Origin of the sequence: Cytobacillus gottheilii, from assembly GCF_001636345.1 — a bacterium.
Taxonomy (GTDB): Bacteria; Bacillota; Bacilli; order Bacillales; family Cytobacillaceae; genus Cytobacillus; species Cytobacillus gottheilii.
Map to the genome: position 1 here is coordinate 3,890,135 of NZ_KV440945.1, position 17,292 is coordinate 3,907,426.

At 39.6% G+C, this 17,292-nt stretch carries 21 protein-coding genes and 1 riboswitch; of the genes, 7 read left to right on the forward strand and 14 right to left on the reverse strand.

Annotation, left to right across the window (positions count from 1 at the left end):
- Positions 1-74: 74 nt before the first annotated feature.
- Entirely contained in the window at positions 75-1,130 is a 1,056-nt protein-coding gene (gene cax / locus A6754_RS18940; protein WP_066449528.1) for a calcium/proton exchanger, read from the reverse strand.
- A gap of 359 nt (positions 1,131-1,489) precedes the next feature.
- On the opposite strand from cax, the gene A6754_RS18950 reads away from it, so the two are divergent.
- Entirely contained in the window at positions 1,490-2,713 is a 1,224-nt protein-coding gene (locus A6754_RS18950) for an MFS transporter (RefSeq protein ID WP_465251931.1), read from the forward strand.
- A 195-nt stretch (positions 2,714-2,908) separates the two neighbouring features.
- A complete protein-coding gene (locus tag A6754_RS18955) occupies positions 2,909-4,840 on the forward strand; it encodes a heavy metal translocating P-type ATPase (protein WP_066449531.1) in 1,932 nt (643 codons plus the stop codon).
- A gap of 358 nt (positions 4,841-5,198) precedes the next feature.
- Here A6754_RS18955 and A6754_RS18960 read toward each other — a convergent pair whose 3' ends face one another.
- Positions 5,199-6,023: a YihY/virulence factor BrkB family protein gene (locus tag A6754_RS18960; protein ID WP_066449534.1), complete on the reverse strand. Its 825-nt coding sequence runs from the start codon at positions 6,021-6,023 to the stop codon at positions 5,199-5,201.
- Entirely contained in the window at positions 5,999-6,370 is a 372-nt protein-coding gene (locus A6754_RS18965) for a hypothetical protein (RefSeq protein WP_066449537.1), read from the reverse strand. Before A6754_RS18965 ends, A6754_RS18960 begins: the two co-directional genes overlap by 25 nt.
- Before the next feature lie 189 nt (positions 6,371-6,559).
- Here A6754_RS18965 and A6754_RS18970 point away from each other — a divergent pair, with 189 nt between their 5' ends.
- Positions 6,560-6,784 (forward strand): DUF1128 domain-containing protein, encoded by a 225-nt coding sequence (locus A6754_RS18970; protein WP_066449539.1) that lies wholly within the window; start codon positions 6,560-6,562, stop codon positions 6,782-6,784.
- Between the two features lie 34 nt (positions 6,785-6,818).
- On the opposite strand, the gene A6754_RS18975 is transcribed toward A6754_RS18970, so the two are convergent.
- Together A6754_RS18975 and treR are read right to left on the reverse strand one after the other, a co-directional pair.
- Positions 6,819-7,331, reverse strand: a complete 513-nt coding sequence (locus A6754_RS18975) for a type 1 glutamine amidotransferase domain-containing protein (RefSeq protein WP_066449542.1) — start codon at positions 7,329-7,331, stop codon at positions 6,819-6,821.
- 78 nt (positions 7,332-7,409) lie between these two features.
- On the reverse strand, positions 7,410-8,129 hold the full coding sequence (treR, locus tag A6754_RS18980; protein ID WP_066449544.1) for a trehalose operon repressor: 720 nt from the start codon (positions 8,127-8,129) through the stop codon (positions 7,410-7,412).
- A 202-nt stretch (positions 8,130-8,331) separates the two neighbouring features.
- Here treR and mnmH point away from each other — a divergent pair, with 202 nt between their 5' ends.
- Complete coding sequence (gene mnmH, locus A6754_RS18985) at positions 8,332-9,399, forward strand: tRNA 2-selenouridine(34) synthase MnmH (RefSeq protein ID WP_066449547.1); 1,068 nt, start codon at positions 8,332-8,334, stop codon at positions 9,397-9,399.
- A gap of 171 nt (positions 9,400-9,570) precedes the next feature.
- Positions 9,571-9,894 carry a helix-turn-helix domain-containing protein gene (locus tag A6754_RS18990; RefSeq protein ID WP_066449553.1) on the forward strand — a complete coding sequence of 108 codons (324 nt, stop codon included), beginning with the start codon at positions 9,571-9,573 and terminating at the stop codon, positions 9,892-9,894.
- 130 nt (positions 9,895-10,024) lie between these two features.
- Here the strand turns inward: A6754_RS18990 and sinI are convergent, their stop codons facing one another.
- From sinI to A6754_RS19020, 8 genes are all read right to left on the reverse strand, one after another.
- Positions 10,025-10,162, reverse strand: coding sequence for a DNA-binding anti-repressor SinI (sinI, locus tag A6754_RS22525; RefSeq protein ID WP_156495883.1), 138 nt, complete (start codon positions 10,160-10,162; stop codon positions 10,025-10,027).
- Between the two features lie 39 nt (positions 10,163-10,201).
- Positions 10,202-10,343, reverse strand: a riboswitch (cyclic di-GMP riboswitch).
- A gap of 102 nt (positions 10,344-10,445) precedes the next feature.
- Positions 10,446-10,685 (reverse strand): hypothetical protein, encoded by a 240-nt coding sequence (locus tag A6754_RS22850; RefSeq protein WP_156495823.1) that lies wholly within the window; start codon positions 10,683-10,685, stop codon positions 10,446-10,448.
- 60 nt (positions 10,686-10,745) lie between these two features.
- On the reverse strand, positions 10,746-11,045 hold the full coding sequence (locus A6754_RS18995; protein ID WP_066449556.1) for a DUF5658 family protein: 300 nt from the start codon (positions 11,043-11,045) through the stop codon (positions 10,746-10,748).
- 24 nt (positions 11,046-11,069) lie between these two features.
- The gene (locus A6754_RS19000) at positions 11,070-11,633 is read right to left on the reverse strand and encodes a TasA family protein (protein ID WP_066449557.1); all 564 of its coding nucleotides are present in this window, start codon (positions 11,631-11,633) and stop codon (positions 11,070-11,072) included.
- A 27-nt stretch (positions 11,634-11,660) separates the two neighbouring features.
- Positions 11,661-12,635 (reverse strand): TasA family protein, encoded by a 975-nt coding sequence (locus A6754_RS19005; RefSeq protein WP_066449560.1) that lies wholly within the window; start codon positions 12,633-12,635, stop codon positions 11,661-11,663.
- Positions 12,636-12,700: 65 nt separating this feature from the next.
- On the reverse strand, positions 12,701-13,324 hold the full coding sequence (locus A6754_RS19010) for a CalY family protein (protein ID WP_066449563.1): 624 nt from the start codon (positions 13,322-13,324) through the stop codon (positions 12,701-12,703).
- Positions 13,325-13,409: 85 nt separating this feature from the next.
- A complete protein-coding gene (gene sipW / locus A6754_RS19015; protein ID WP_066449567.1) occupies positions 13,410-13,991 on the reverse strand; it encodes a signal peptidase I SipW in 582 nt (193 codons plus the stop codon).
- A complete protein-coding gene (locus A6754_RS19020; RefSeq protein ID WP_066449570.1) occupies positions 13,992-14,738 on the reverse strand; it encodes a hypothetical protein in 747 nt (248 codons plus the stop codon).
- Between the two features lie 329 nt (positions 14,739-15,067).
- Between A6754_RS19020 and A6754_RS19025 the strand changes: the two genes are divergently transcribed.
- A complete protein-coding gene (locus A6754_RS19025) occupies positions 15,068-15,400 on the forward strand; it encodes a helix-turn-helix domain-containing protein (RefSeq protein ID WP_066449573.1) in 333 nt (110 codons plus the stop codon).
- Entirely contained in the window at positions 15,397-16,017 is a 621-nt protein-coding gene (srtD, locus tag A6754_RS19030; protein ID WP_066449576.1) for a class D sortase, LPxTATN-specific, read from the forward strand. Before A6754_RS19025 ends, srtD begins: the two co-directional genes overlap by 4 nt.
- Before the next feature lie 361 nt (positions 16,018-16,378).
- Here srtD and A6754_RS19035 read toward each other — a convergent pair whose 3' ends face one another.
- A complete protein-coding gene (locus tag A6754_RS19035) occupies positions 16,379-17,290 on the reverse strand; it encodes a pseudouridine-5'-phosphate glycosidase (protein ID WP_066449579.1) in 912 nt (303 codons plus the stop codon).
- Between the last annotated feature and the right edge of the window lie 2 nt (positions 17,291-17,292).

The window sequence follows — 17,292 nt, forward strand, 5'->3', positions numbered from 1 at the left end:
CCCTATAGTGAAGAAAGCTACTGCTTTCCGTAAAGATGAAAACGGCTCTTTCCCCTGAGAGCCGTTTTTATCGTTTATAATAAATAGAATCCTATCCCCATAATCAAATAGGCGGCTAATAACGTCGCACCTTCAAACCAATTGGATTCGCCATCATTTGAGATCACAATCATTAAGAGAACCGCTGTCACCATAGAAATTAATTCTGGCAATGTGAAAACAAGCGACATTGGCTCCGCAAAAAATAATGAAATTAACACAAGAACTGGTGCAACAAACATAGCCACCTGCAAGGTTGATCCCACCGCAATTTCGACTGCAATGTCCATTTTATTTTTATAAGCCATAATGATGGCCGATGCATGCTCGGCAGCATTTCCGACGATTGCAACAATGACCACCCCAATAAAGAGCTCAGTCCAGCCAAACACTTCACCAACAGTTTCAAATGTGTGAACAAGATTCTCTGAAACATAAGCAACAGCAACCGTGCTGATGGCTAATACAGTAATAGCCTTTCCTTTTCCCCATTCTGGTTCTTCATGAGCATGCTGCTCATTCTCATTAGTTGTTTGATAAACACCCCGATGTGTTACAAGTTTAAAAAATAGAGCCGCCAGATAAAGAACAATTAATATAATTGAAATTCCGATGCTAAAACTAATGGTTTTCGTTTCATCCATTGTCATGGAGAAAACTTCCGGAATCACAAATGCCACGATGACACCAAACATTAGCAGACCCGAGTTATGTCTTGCATCAAAAACATTATAAGTCTGCCGTTTAAACTTTAATCCTCCCACAAAAAAGGATAAACCAGCCACGAGCAGCAGATTGCCTATGACAGAGCCTGTTAAAGAGGCAAGAACAACCCCAACAAGCCCTTCTTTTAGAGCAAATACAGAGATAATCAATTCAACCGCATTGCCAAATGTTGCGTTCAGCAGCCCGCCGATTCTTGGGCCTGCTACAATCGCCAAACTCTCCGTTGCTCTTCCCATAAAACCCGCCAGCGCTATAATCGTTAAGCAATAAATCACAAACAGGATAATATTAGACCAATGCAATAATGTTCCAATGACTGAAAGCGGAACACCCGCAAAAACAAGCACTAAAAATATTTTATTCATCCCGGTCAACTCCCTTTATGCAGCTTGGTGTAGAGAGGAATCTATCTTCCATTTCTAAAAGTTATTCTGTGCAAAAAGTGGATGTATAACCAAATTTTTTTGAGCTGTCCTCCGCTTTAATTCACCAAAAAACTTTTTTGAAGGATCCAGTTTGTGTTTGTTTCGATCATTTCCTAAGGTTTTTCGGTAATTTCCCATTTTCATTCTGTTCACATTTTCATTCTGTTCATTCGGGACAGTTTCCGATCCATTCATAAATTTTATCAATGTATACTCCTCTTCTTTGCACATCTCGCTTTCTAAGCTTGTTCTCCCTTGACCATTGGACATCTTTTCCTTGCCAATCTTCTGAATTCCATATACCATCTTTTAGGGAGACTAAATTTTTACAAACTGAGGTATGGGTAATGAAAAATAGAGAAAATATGCGCTTTTGGATCTTAGTAAGCATTGTGGCGATTTCAGGGTTCAGTCAGGGGATGCTGCTGCCTTTAATTGCGGTTATTTTTGAAGCGGACGGAGTTTCTTCAAGTTTAAATGGCTTAAACGCAACTGGACTTTATATTGGAATTCTGCTGATTTCTCCGTTTATGGAATATCCACTGCGTAAATATGGCTATAAACCGGTAATCATTCTGGGAGGCTTGCTCGTTGTCGTGTCACTGCTGCTTTTCCCATTCTGGAAAACGTTTTGGTTTTGGTTTGTTCTGCGATTATTGGTTGGAATAGGCGATCATGCCTTGCATTTTGGAACTCAGACATGGATTACCAGCTTTTCACCTGATCATAAAAGAGGGCGTAACATCTCTTTATATGGATTGTTTTTTGGTTTAGGCTTTGCTGTCGGACCTTTGATGACACCGCTTGTTGAGGTTAATGAAGCATTGCCATTTATAATTTCATCTATATTATGTTTTATAGCATGGTTGTTTTTATTCACATTAAAAAATGATTTTCCTGAGCAAACAGTTCAAGTGAATTCTTTCAAAGAAACGATGAAACGGTTTAAAGCGGCATCTAAATACGCATGGGTTGCCTTTCTCCCTCCACTAGGCTATGGATTTTTAGAAGCTTCTCTGAATGGAAGCTTTCCGGTCTATGGATTAAGAATCGGCTTAGAGGTTTCAAGTGTATCATTGCTGTTAACATCTTTTGCAGTGGGAGCAATCGTTTTTCAGCTGCCGCTTGGCATGTTAAGCGATAAATACGGAAGAAGAAAAATATTATTGAGTGTTCTTCTTTTTGGTTCACTTGCCTTTGTAACAGCAAGCTTTCTTGAGAGTTCAGCAACAGCACTTGCGGTATGTTTGTTTGTTGCAGGCATGGCAGTCGGATCGACTTTTTCACTTGGGATAAGTTATATGACTGATCTTGTACCGCGCAATCTGCTGCCGACGGGCAATCTGCTCTGCGGCGTTGCTTTTAGCATGGGAAGCCTGTCCGGGCCATTTTTAGGAGGAATTTTCATTGAGTATTTCCAGGCTTTAAGCTTCTTCCACATCATAAGCATTATGCTGCTTCTCATCTTCTTGAGTATCGCCTTATTTGGCGGGAAACCAAGCAGTGTTGCAGAGCATGCCTAATTGGAAACTTTTTGCTATGCAACTTCTATTAGATAAGTTATGATAGGAATATACAAAGCAACCACATATAAAATTGTCTGGAATGCTGTCACCTCTATGGTGGCAGCTTTCGTCGTTTTATTGGGGTATTGATGTTGATTATTCTTCTCATTTGAGATCGTGTGTACAAACTAACTAAACAAGGAGGAACTCCAAATGAATACTGAAACCAAATCCGTTTACCAAACACAGCCAGTAGCTGAAACAGGAAACCCATTTGCAGCGATAAAAACTCATGCAGAACTTATTGCCGCTCTTTTTAGCGGTGTCCTTATTCTAGCAGGCTGGCTTTTAGATCGTGAAGGCTTCCAGTCTGCATCTGTTGCTGTGTATTTGGCTGCATTTGTGATCGGCGGCTTTGCCAAGGCAAAAGAAGGTATTGAAGATACTATTGAAAACAAAGAATTGAATGTAGAAATGCTGATGATCTTTGCAGCCATCGGCTCTGCAATCATCGGCTATTGGACAGAAGGAGCTATTTTAATTTTTATTTTTGCATTAAGCGGTGCTTTAGAAACATATACGATGAACAAAAGTCATAAAGAAATCTCTGCATTGATGGATCTGCAGCCTGAAGAAGCATTACTTCTCTCCGCTGGACAAGAGAAAAAGGTGCATGTATCAGAGCTGGTCATCGGTGACCATATCCTTGTGAAGCCTGGCGAACGAGTCCCTTCTGATGGCAAAATTGTAAAAGGTCAAACGACCATTGATGAAGCAGCGATTACTGGTGAGTCGATGCCCGTATCAAAAGGCACGGAGGATGAAATCTTTGCTGGAACCGTTAACCTAAACGGATCGATCACTGTAGAAATCACAAAACTAAGCAGTGATACTCTCTTTCAAAAAATTATTAAATTAGTGCAATCCGCCCAAAGTGAAAAATCTCCATCACAGCTTTTTATTGAAAGATTTGAGGGGCGGTATGTGAAGGTTGTTCTGTCTGTTGTTGCCCTGATGATGGTATTGCCGCATTTTCTGTTAGGCTGGTCATGGACTGAGACATTTTACAGAGCAATGATTCTTCTGGTTGTTGCTTCTCCATGTGCATTGGTGGCATCGATTATGCCTGCGACATTAGCGGCAATCTCAAACGGTGCCCGTCATGGCATCTTGTTTAAAGGCGGCGTTCATCTTGAAAATTTAAGCCACTTGCATGCCATCGCTTTTGATAAAACTGGGACGCTGACAAAAGGGAAACCGGAAGTGACTGATTTTGTTGCGGTTTCCGATGTTTCCGATGTTTCCGCTGAAGAAATTTTAGCAATCACAGCTTCAATCGAACGGCATTCTACACACCCGCTTGCACAAGCGATCGTGAATTATGCGACAGAACAATTAAATCAGCCTTTATCGGAACCGAATTATATCGAGGATGTTCCTGGCTGGGGTGTAAAAGCAGTCATTGCAGATGAAGAGTGGACGATTGGGAAGGCGAACTTTACACCAAGTAATCAAACGGAAGAATTTAAATTAAAGGCCGAAGCATTGGCTCAAAGCGGAAAAACGGTTGTGTATGTTACGCGCGGCGAAGAACTGGCTGCCATTATTGCCTTGAAGGATGTTGTTCGTCAAGAAACAAAGGCTGCGATTGAACTGCTGAAGAAGCAAGGCATTTATACGATTATGTTAACAGGTGACAGCAAAGAAACAGCTGCTGCTATTGCCGCTGAAAGCCATGTAGACGAATTCATTGCCGAGTGCCTGCCGGAAACAAAAGTTGATCGGCTCAAAGCACTAAAAGAAAAGTACGGTAATGTTGCAATGGTTGGAGACGGAATTAACGATGCACCTGCACTTGCATCAGCAAACGTTGGAATTGCCATGGGCGAAGGTACAGATGTCGCTCTAGAAACGGCAGATGTGGTATTAATGAAAAATGAATTGCCGAAAATAGCGGAAGCCATCTCCTTGTCCCGGAGAATGAATGCGATTGTGAAGCAAAATATCATTTTTTCCATCACTGTCATCATGGTTTTAATATCCTCTAACTTTTTGCAGGTTCTTGATCTTCCTTATGGAGTTATTGGACATGAAGGTTCAACAATTCTTGTCATTTTAAATAGTTTGCGCTTGCTGCGTTCTTAATGCGTATAAAAAAGTCCGAGAAGTCTATTCTCGGACTTTTGTTTTGCTTTGATAAAGCTGCAGTGGCTAACCCCTCGAGGTCTTAAGTCGACCTGCCCTAAAGGTTAAAGAACAACCTTTATGCCATCTCGCCTTAAGCTTGTCGCCCCTGAGCAAGCGCCTTCCGCTTTTCTATTAATGATATCCGTTTTGGCCGTTGGCAGATCCGGATGTTTTATGTTTTGGTTTGTTTTTGCCTTTTTGTTTTGTGCCGCCGTCTTTTTTCGTATGTTTTGTCATGTGAAGTCCTCCTTGGCGTTAGGTGTGGTCTTGCCATGTTATTTTACACAACAGTCCTCTTTTATATATTAGGGAAGTTTTAGCAATCCTGTTTTGTATTTTTCATATGGATGGCGTTGATTTCTCCGCCGATCAGAATGATGATGCCGGATAAGTAAAACCAGACCATCAGCACGATGATCGCCCCAATACTTCCGTATGTCGCCGAATAGTTGCCAAAATTGCTTACATAGTAAGAAAATGCCAGTGATGTTATGATCCAGCCAAGTGTAGCAAAAATGGCACCTGGAATGACACTGATGCATGTTAGTTTTTTATTCGGAGCAAACCAGTAGAGCCCGACAAAGATAATAAACAAGATTACTGGACTGACAAGCCACCTCAGCATATTCCAAACAGTTAAGAAAAAGTCAGACAGACCAAAGACATTAAATAAAAACTCGCCGATTTGCCTGCCAAACACTGGTAAAAGCAGTGCAACGACAAACACTAAAATCATCCCAAAAGTCATAAGAATGGACATGCCCCTTGAGACCAGAAAAGACCTGCTTTCCTGCACATCATATGCTTTGTTAAAAGCCCTCACAACCGCGTTAATCCCATTTGAAGCAGACCAGATCGTAGCGATAATCCCGAATGAAAGCAGCTTTCCGTTTTTCTCGGATAACTGATTCACATTGTTTTCAATTAAAGCCATCGTATCTCCAGGAGCGTAATCGCGGACAACACTTAAAATATCTTCCAGTGTAATTGGCAAATACGGCACTAATGTGACCAGGAATAACAGCAAAGGAAATAATGATAGCAAGAAGAAATAAGCTAATTGAGCAGCAAGACCAAAAACATCATCGTTATGCACACGATTCCAAAGGTTTTTAATTAAACCTCCGTATGCTTGTCCCATTCATTCACCTCGTTTTCAATGTGAAGACCTTTCTCCCCTTTAAAAGCGCTTTTAGTATTTTCCACAAGCGTTGTCACCTGAGGAGCAGCCTCTCGCAATTCTTCTACCGTTTCTGCAATGAAAGCAACATCTTCGCTAACCTGCTGAGCAGCAATTTTCACTCGCGCAGAAAACTCTTTTACATTGTTGAATGTTTCATTTGGATTTTTCACATAATACGCCGTGCTGCTTGCCGTTTTTTTACAAAATGCTGCTGTAGACTCACGCGTGCTTTTATCAAGCATGGTTAAAGCTCCTCCGGCAATGGCTCCATAAAAAATCCCTTTCCAAAACAATGATTTCCCCATCTGATCATTCTCCTTTTCATGTATACGAATTGAATTCTGGAATTTAGAACTAGATTCCTCTATTTCATTTTCTTCTATTTCTCATGGTTCATGCAACTTATATAGCATGGCTGCAAAAGAATAATGTTTGACTTTTATCTGGGAACATGGAAAGATGAATTGACAAGCTTAATATGAGGGGGATGTCGGATGAATTTATCAGAGAAATCAACTGAAAATGTCGAATATATGATCGAAAAAATTAAGGATAAGCTTAAAGTGTTAAATATGGGTGCTATTAAACCATCCCATTTCGATGAAGAGATGTATGAGGATTTGCGCTACCTTTATGACCATATTATGAAAAAAGATTCATTCAGCCCAAATGAAATGCAGGCGCTTGCTGAAGAATTAGGAAATTTGCGTAAAATGTAATGAAAAAAACAGCCCGGAGGCTGTTTTTTTATTATTATAAAAGATTCAGTGACTCACGCGTAAAGGCAGGAATGTCATCAGGCTGTCTGCTTGTGACAAGCTGATTTTGACAAACAACTACTTCTTTATCTGCGTATTTAGCTCCTGCATATTCCATATCAACTTTAATGGATTTAAACCCAGTTGCATCACGGCCTTCTAATGCCTTTGCTGTAATAAGAAGCTGCGGTCCATGACAAATGGCAAAAACAGGTTTCTTTTCATCCATAAACGCTTTTGTAAATTGGACAAAGCGATCATCTGCACGAAGCTGATCAGGTGAAAAACCGCCTGGTAAAAATAATGCATCGAAATCTTCTGGCTTCACGTCATCGATGCCTTTATCAATAGAAACAGTAGCTTCTCCCTGCTTGCCTTTAACGGATTTGCCTTGTTCCTTCTCAATTGTCACAACTTCATGTCCAGCTTCTTTAAAGCTCTTCGCAGGCTCCGTATATTCAGAGTCCTCAAACATATTTGTGATTAAGCATGCAATTTTTTTACCCATGTTAGATCATCTCCTATCAGTTCTCTCATTTTTTGCACATTATGAGAGTTCCCTGAAAAAAGAGCATTAAAACATAGACTATGCATTCCCCATTCTGCGGGCAAAATCAACAAACCTGAACTTATCCGGCCGATGTCTTGATTCTGTATATTGAAAAAGTGCTGCATCATCCAGGTAAATATAATTCTTCACAACCACAATGGCATGAAAGCCTTCCATATCAAGCAGCTTATAATCCTCTGCAGTCGGCTCCTCAACGGTGAATTCCTTCTTCGCAAAACCAATCTTGCGGCCAAGCATCTTTTCAATATATTCAAAAATGGACCGCTTACAAATCTCTTCAGTTAAACCGGGGATCTGACTTTCAATTATGTAGTCTTTATCAAGAATAATCTTTTCGCCTTCAATCTTTCGAATGCGATGCACTTTCCATACCTTATCATCTTTTTCAATTTGAAGCTGCTTCATAATATTGCTGTCCGGCTTCTTTAAAGAAAATTCAGCCACAATGGTTTCTGCCTGCTGACCCATCGTACCTGTCAGCTCTTTAAAACTGACTAACCCAGAAATCGGAAACTGCAGCTTTTTTAAATCAAGTACTATAGAGCCTTTTCCGCGAATTTTTTGGATATAGCCATTTTGTGCAAGCAAATTCAAAGCCTTGCGGATTGTCTCTCTTGAAGTAGAATACAAATCAGTCAGATCATTTTCAGATGGTAATATGGAATGAACAGGATATTCTTCCTGATGAATTTTCTCTACCAGATCTTCATAAATTATTAAATATTTATTTTTCACAAGAATCACCACAATAAAAGAGTATAATCAGAATGTAAAGGTTAGCTACAACCTATGAATAAGAGCCAGATGCACAGCTTCGAAACGTCTTCCTATTTTCAGTCTCCCTGTTTCCCTGCTATAGTATCCGTAAGTATCTTATATTTCTACAGCTAACACCACATTCATATTGTGCACTAGAAACCTATTGGAGGCAATGAAAATGAAAGAAATGAGTGTTGAACAATTACTGAAATTAGACAGAGCCGTTCCGGTCGATGTCCGCTCTCCAATTGAATTCCGTGAATTTAACATACCAGGAGCCGTTAATATCCCTTTATTTACGGATGAAGAACGGGCAGAAATCGGCACATTGTATAAACAGACCAGCGGTGATGCAGCACGCTGGCGCGCAATGGAAATCGTTTCTCCTAAAATTCCTGAGCTATTAAAACAAATCAAATCCATAAAAGATAACGGCAATGAACCTGTGATCTACTGCTGGCGCGGCGGCACTCGCAGTAAATCAGTCGCAACTTTTCTGCAATTTGCCGGGCTCCCCATGCCTCGTTTGATTGGCGGATATCGCGCTTATCGTCAATATATCTTAGAAAAACTGCCGAGTATGCTGCAGAAAAAAGCCATTGTTTTACACGGTTTAACAGGCAGCGGCAAAACAGAAGTACTAAACAGACTAAGTGAGCAAGGCATGCCCGTCATTGATTTAGAGCTTATCGCGCGTCATCGAGGCTCAATCTTTGGCAGTTTTGGCCAGGAAAATCCACATAATCAAAAGATGTTCGATGCATTGCTTTTTCAAACATTGCATACCATACAGGAGTCACCTTTTGTCATTATGGAGGCTGAAAGCAAAAGAATCGGAAAAGCTGTCCAGCCTGAGGAATTAATTCATCTAAAAAAAGAAGGCATTCACATTCAATTGGATTGTTCAATGGAACAGCGAGTGAACCGTTTGTTCAACGAATATGTGAAACCATATATACATGAAGAATGGTTTAATGTTAAATTAGAGGAATCCTTTATCTTAGTCAAAAAAAGGCTTAGAGACAAAGAAGCCATCGTTCTTATCGAAGAAGCGCTCTTGCATAAAGATTATCGACGCTTTATTCAGCTGCTGCTGGAAACATATTACGATCCTCGTTATACATTTAAACTTAATGAATATGATGGTCCATTCTTCTATATTTGCTCTGATCATATGGATAAAGCTGTTCAAGAAATTGCAGATATTTACAAAAATGAAGAAGAAAAAGAAAAAATGGCAAATTAGGATAAAAGGCCTAAAACCCAACAATAAAAAGAATAAATTTTTGTGAAATTTTGACGGAATTTATGATACTATAATATAGAAATTATTGAACAAATTGTTCGTAATATGGAACTGGTAAGGCATTTTCTGATATGATGAACTTACCAATGTTGATAAGGTGTGTGAGATTGAATGATTGGAGATCGAGTCAAACAGCTCCGAATGGAAAAAAAATTATCCTTATCTGAGCTTGCTGAACAAGCAGGAGTTGCAAAATCTTATTTGAGTTCTCTGGAAAGAAACCTCCAAACGAACCCTTCAATCCAGTTTCTGGAAAAAGTTGCTGGTGTACTAGATGTTCCAGTTGATCATTTAATACATGAGCAAATTAATAAAGAAGAGCTTGATTCTGAGTGGATGAAAATTGTAAAAGAAGCCATGGAATCAGGAGTATCAAAGGAACAGTTTCGTGAATTTCTCGATTTCAATAAATGGCGAACAACACAAAATAAATAACCCAGCTTCAGACTTGGTCAATCATTGATTGAGATATATTTCTAGCAGACTCTGCATCAAAAAAAAGCAACAAACTTAGGCGTGATACTAAATGTATCACGCCTCATTCATTCCGACTGTCTTCCTCATTTTAAACCTTCTCCGCTTCTTTTTCTAAATGACATTGAAGAAAAGCTCTGATTTCCGCTTGTTCCAGCCCCATATTCTTGGCTTCGGTAATCAACTGGATCCATTCAGCATCAACGACTTCACGATTATTACTCATCATCTCGATCACTCTTTTTCCCCCCAAAATACGAATCGTATCCTAGGCAATCCGGCCATCATAGTATCTTCTCCAGGCGATGTATGACAGTAAAACTTCCTTACATCGGTAATGACGCCCAATATTATACGTTAGATCCGTGACTTTGCGTCCTTGCCTTTCAGCAAGTTTGCCTTTTCTTCAAAGTATTTCCTCACTATCTATCATACTATAACCTTTTGTTAATGTTTGTCACTTTTTGTACATTATTTTATTTTTTTCTATTTTTTTCAGAGTATAGTCCTAGTTAAATGATCAGATTAATAGATTTTTCATCCTTCAAAGCAGAAGACTGGTAAAGAGTGCCCATCTGTTTTTGCTTTTTTTGTGTGTTTACCTTATATGAAACATTCACTCTTTCTTGTGTCATAGCATTAAAAAATGGCTGGTGGGTCAAATCATTTCCACAAACCGGACAGAGCCAATCTCCTTGTTCACTGCTGCTGAAGGATGGCCGCTGGCATTGATCACAATTTTTCTGATACATAAAACACCTCTTCTCGAAGACATTCTTCTATCATCCTATTCACCTACAGAGCCATTCATGTTAAAACACAAATGGAATAATCCAAATACTGTGCAGAACACAAACTGCTGTATACAAAATCACAGCAAACATCGCCAGCCTTCTAATCCCTTTTCCATCCGGAACAGCGCCAGTGAAATTCAATCCATACAAAATCACCGAAAGGGCGACCTTTAGTACAAGAAACCAATGAGGTCCAGCCTCATAAATTGCATCCATTAACGGGTTTGCCTCTGAAATGATGTTGTGTTGAAGACCGAGATAGGTTACGGCACCGTCGAGTAAATTTAAAAGCGCAAGATAATACAGTATGACTTTCATCTAATCACCGTAATTTCTATAAAATTACCTAGATGATCCAGCTTCTTGGTTTGCCTTAAATGTCCATTTAAGCTCTAGGGCATCTCCTTGGTATATATTTTGATCCTGCCCATTATCAATAAATTTAAACTGGACTGTGAATTTTGTTGCGTTTCTTGCACCTGCTGGCATATTTTCCAAAACTTGAACTGGATTATTCGTTAAGTTGGCTAAGCTCTCTGTAAATATCACTTGTTCTCCGCCTGATACATTATATAAATATTGAACGATAATATGCTCACCAAAATCTTTCCCATTGTTATCGCCCTTTTTATCGTATACTTCGTATTCAGACTGCAGAAGAATATCTTTTATGTTTAATGAACCCGCATTTTTCATTTCAAAAGCACGAAATGCATAATCACCTGGTTTGAGATTATCAATTTTGATAATATTTTCTTTGTTAATCTCTAAATCTAATGTACCGGCAGCAAAAGAGCTCTCTGCAGTTTCCTGATCGCTAAAGTAAGCAAATGTTCCTCCTGCAACCAGGCTAAATCCTAATGCAGATGATAAGACACCAGCAGCTAATTTCTTTTTTATATTCAAGTCTCTTTCCCCCTTATCATTTCGCGTCTAACCTGCATTGCGAATTTTTCTAATATAAATAAGTAAAAGGAAACCTCCCCCAATAGTTGCAAGCAGACCTGCTATGAGTATGTTGTAATGATTCGTTGCCGTATTTGGAAGTGTATTTACCACTTCTGGACTTACAACAATATCTTGCGCCGGTTGTTCATCTTCAGGTACTGTTGGATTTGGATTGTTAACTGGATCGGCAGGATTTGGGTTCGTTGGATTTGGATTTTCGCCTGGATCAGTCAGATCTGGGTTCTCTCCCGGATTCGTTGGATCTGGATCTTCTCCCGGATCAGTTGGGTCTGGATCCTCTCCAGGGTCGGTTGGATCTGGATCTTCTCCTGGATCAGTCGGATCTGGGTCTTCTCCAGGGTCGGTTGGATCTGGATCTTCTCCTGGATCAGTCGGATCTGGGTCCTCTCCAGGGTCGGTTGGATCTGGATCTTCTCCTGGATCAGTCGGATCTGGGTCTTCTCCTGGATCAGTTGGGGTTGAATCTCCAATTCTCTCTGCTAAAAAGATAATTTCAACTTCAGCCGAGCTGCCTTGAAAACTGTTTCCTAACGTTTCGGGCACTTTTACTTGCAGGAATAATGTCTCTTCTGATCCCTTTGCCAGTTCCCTTGGAGAAAAGCCAGTAAAATCTTTCAGCTTTCCATCATATAAAAGATCATTTTCCTTTTTTACCATGAACTCCAGCTCTTCGAATAAACCCTTTACAGACTTTTTATCTCCAATTCTAGCGATATACTTAAAGTCCATTAAGCCATTATTCTTTACAGTAATATTTCGCGGCATCCAATCTCCAGGTTTTAAATTGTCAACTTGAAAAAGATATCCATGAGGATTGGTCTGAATATCAACCTCTCGATCTTCTGCATGAACAGGAAGCCCGCCAATGCCCAATGAAAACACAAATATAAATAGGATGAAAACGATCTTTGGTTTTGCCAGCAAACCTTGATTATTCATGGCATTACCTCACTCATTTGATTTGACAAAAGGCGGGAATGAACTCCCGCCTTTTTGTGTTGCTATTATCTCTCTTCACCTTCAGTTTGGTGTGCTGTGAAAGACCATTCAAGATTTAATTTGTCTCCTTGGAAGTGGTTTTGATCTTGATCATTATCTACGAACTCAAATAGAACATTCATCTGATCAGATGTTCCAGCTGGTAATCCGCTTTCCTCTCCTCCAAACCATGCCCACCACGCAGTTACACTCTCAACAGCATCAGGAGTCATATTCTTTAAATCATGTAATGTTGTTGATGTAATTACGTCATTATAGTCTATACCGCCTAAACCCCATGCTGTTTTATCAGCATTCTCTAAAAAGTGAACAATAATATGTTTACCAAAATCATCTGTTCCATTGTTTTCTGCTCCATCCACTGTATAACTAGTAGATAAATCTACCTTAGAAATATCCAATGTACCACCGTTTACTAAGTCAAAATCACGGTACATTACATCACCTGGCTTTAAATTATCAACATTGATGATTGTAGTAGGATCTACAGACAAATCCAATGTACCAGCAGCAAACGTATTATTCGTTGTTTCAGTATCACTAAAGTATGCAAACGTCCCCCCGCCAACTAATGACATTCCAAGTGCAGCTGATGCAATACCTAAACCTAATTTTTTCTTAATGCTCATTTCTAATTTCCTCCCTGACCCTTTTTGGGTATGTATTATTGTTTTATATTGACTCTTGTAATAACAAGAGGTTCAACCAATTGTATTAAGCTGTTTTTTCTGTTGTTTCTTCTTCTTTTTTTGCTTTTGGCTCTAATTCTCTTAAGCCTTGATATATGCTGAATGCTGCATAAGCAAGCAAGAGAACTCCAGGACCAATGAGTAAGATTGCACTTCCTTCTTTCGATTGTGCAAAGTCTATAAAATAGCCTACAAAAGGAATCGTGAAACCGGAGTAAACGGCTCTGATATTGTCTGATAAGACAGATTCCATATCTGCAGTCTGGTTGTTATCCCCTTTTGTTTCATACATAACCTGGTCGCCGCTTTCAGTGACTCCGATAATCCTGTGTGTGACTAAAATCTCATCACTAGTTACATACGTGATGACATCATCCTTCTTAAGCTTTTTTGCTTGTTCAGCATCTACTGGTTTGACTGCAATAATAGAACCTGTTTGAAAGGTTGGTTCCATAGAGCCTGATAGTACTGATTTCAGCTGATATCCAAAGGCCTGTGGTTCCCCTCCTGACGCTTTGGAGGAAACCACTAGAAAGGCCATTAGTATTAAGTTCACAAATAATACTCCTGTGATCACATTGCTAATTATTTTTTTAGCTTTCTTCATCTAATCACCAGCCTGTTCTATTGTTTTTTCAGAATTTTGTTCACTCGGTGGTTCTTCCACTGGTGGCTGAACTGGTTCACTTGGCTGCTCTGGTTTCTGCTCTTTTGTTTCTTCAGCAGGAGGTGTAACCGTATTTCCATCCCCTTTACCGCCAATATCCGCTGGAGGTGCGGGTTGTTTAGGATCATCTTTGTTCGCTGGTGGTTCTGGCTGCACCTTATCTTCAGTACTTTCTTCCCCGTCTTTAATCTCTTCAGCTGGCGGATCTTCTACCTTTTCATCAACTACTTCTTTAGGTTCTTCTTGCTCTTCTATCGTTATTTCTAATAACTCTGATAAACTATCTTCTGACCCTGGGGCAGATATTCTAAATTGATAGCTTCCGCTTTCACTGGCTTCGAAGGTAATAGTGGTTGATCCACCTTCACTTAATAAGTCAATTGAACCTTCGTAAACAGCTTCATTCGCTTTTAAAATTTGATATGAACCCGTAGATTCCATTGCGGCACCAGAATTTTCAACTTTAGCGTAAATGCCTTTGCCATCATCAGAGTAACCTGTTGCAGTGATCTTCAATGAAGGAAGCCATACTCCGGCAGTAATTTGTCCGCTTACTTTGCTATCATCAATAAAATATGCATTTGTATTTCCTGTTAGATAGGCTGCCATTCCAAAGAACAAATACCAAATTGCCGTTATTTTTATTACATTGATTAACTTCTTATTTTTCTTTTTGAACTTTCTCAAGCGTTTCTTTCTTATTGGAATCCCCCCCAACAGGAAATCGTTCATTATCTTTTCTTTTTTTCGTTCGTTTTATCGAACTTACAAACTGAGTATATTTCAAATTTACTAGTTTGAAAAATACTAAAAATAGCCAAATTTTCGTTTTAACGAACGTTTTTCCTGCATTTTCTTACTTTATCTTCAGTTTTCTCATTATTTCGTATTTTTTACAGAACACTTTGTTCGTTATAATGAATGTGTTGATTTGTTTTTTTAATATACATTTCCTCTAGTTTCTTACAGATATAAAATTATGCTGATAAGGTGATCTACAAAAAAAGGAGTCTTTTATGATCGGGATAAAGGTGAAATATTTAAGAGGAAAAAAGGGATATTCTTTAAATGAGTTAGCGGAACTCGCAGGAGTGTCAAAATCATATTTAAGCTATATTGAGCGGGGCATTCAGAAGAATCCCTCTCTGCAAATCCTAGAACGTCTGGCGTACACGCTTGATACCACTGTTGAGGACTTATTAGATAAGGAAAAAGATTTATCTAATCTGGATGAAGAGTGGGTCCTTTTAATCAAAGAAGCTATTGAAAATGGAATTACAAAAGATGATTTTGCTTATTACTTATCTTTTATGAAGTTTAAGAACTCACAAAAGGAGGAGTTGGAGTGAAGGGTGGCTCTATTCTGTTGCTCGTCAGTGCCAGTATTCTGATGATTGTGGGAGGAGGATTATTATACAAAGGAATTTCTGCCATTGCTGAAACTGAGACAAAAACAGCAGAATCTCTTGAACAGGCGTATCGTAATATCGGAAAAAGTTCGGAGAGTAACTTATCTTCTGTTACTGAACAAACGCCAATCGAGATTCCTTCTTTTCAGATTGGAGAGTCAATCGGAATTCTTCAGCTTCCAACCATCGATGGTGAACTTCCTATTATAGAAGGAACAGACGAGGATGAGCTTGAAAAAGGCGTTGGTCACTTTAGCAGCACCGTTTTGCCTGGGCAGGCTGATCAAATACTGCTTTCCGGCCACCGAGATACCGTGTTTCGCCGGCTTGGTGATGTGCAGATTGGGGATCTTGTTCACATGATTATGCCTTATGGGGAGTTTACTTACAAAATTAAGCGAAGCTATATCGTGGACGCAGATGATACAACGGTTATACGCTCCACAGCTCCAGAGGAACTATTAACAATTTCTACTTGTTATCCGTTCTCCTTTATTGGCGATGCGCCTTATCGGTATATTCTAGAGGCAGAATTAGTTGAAACAACTCAAGGGTAACTTGCGGAGAATGCTTGCGTTATCTTTTGTGTATAAGCTCGCAAAATTTCTTCAGATCTCTGCCTGTTTTTAGAGGAAAAATGCCTTTATCCGGCTTTTTACGCTGCAATTATTCAGAAAACGTCTGAAAATCCTAACAAGTTTATCGCTTTAGCTTAGATATCCGCCGTCCAGAAAATTTATCTGCCATTATTTTGATTTATCCGCCGTAAAAAATTATTATCCGCCGTTATTCTCATTTATCCGCCAAAAACGCCGTTTTATCCGCCAAACGCCACCAGCAAGCATCATCCCCAGTCCCCTGCCAACAAAAAAAACCGCCATCAAGTCCAAACGACTCAATGGCGATCCCTAACCACAATTACTTTTGAAGTTTTACAGCAATTCCAGCTCCAACAACAGCATTATGCTTTACTAATGCAATATTAGCTGTCAGGCTTGTCCCTTCTGTCAGCTCTTTTACTTTTCCAAGAAGGAATGGTGTTACGTTTTTACCTGCAATATTGTTTTCTTTTGCTTCTTTTAAAGCCGTTTCGATTACGTTTGTAATGAACGCCTCTTCTAGTGCGTGCTCTTCAGGAATTGGGTTTGCGATTACAACGCCCCCGTTTAAGCCTAGTTCCCATTTCGTGCGGATTAGATCAGCTGCTGTGCTTGCATCATCCACTCGGAAATTGACATCAAATTCGCTTGAACGTGTGTAGAATGCAGGCAATTTGTCTGTTTCGTATCCAACTACTGGAACGCCGTTTGTTTCTAAGTATTCCATTGTTAGCCCGATGTCTAAAATAGATTTAGCTCCTGCACAAACTACCGCAACATTTGTTTTAGCAAGCTCCTGCAGGTCAGCAGATATATCCATTGTTGTTTCTGCTTCACGGTGAACTCCGCCAATTCCGCCTGTTACGAACACTTCAATGCCAGCAAGCTCCGCACAAATCATTGTCGCAGCTACTGTAGTTGCACCATTTTTCTTTGTAGCGATGAGATACGGCAGATCTCTTCTGCTTGCTTTTTCGATGTCGTTGCTTTTTGCCAAGAATTCTAGTTCTTCGTCTGAAATACCGATCTTAATTTTTCCATCTAAAATGGCAATTGTTGCTGGTACAGCTCCGCCTTGGCGGATAATGTCCTCAACTTCTTTTGCAGTTTCTACGTTTTGCGGATATGGCATGCCGTGAGAGATAATTGTAGATTCTAATGCAACAATTGCTTTTCCCGCTTTTTTTGCTTCAAGTACTTCTGCTGAGTATTCCAAGTATTTTTCTAGCATAG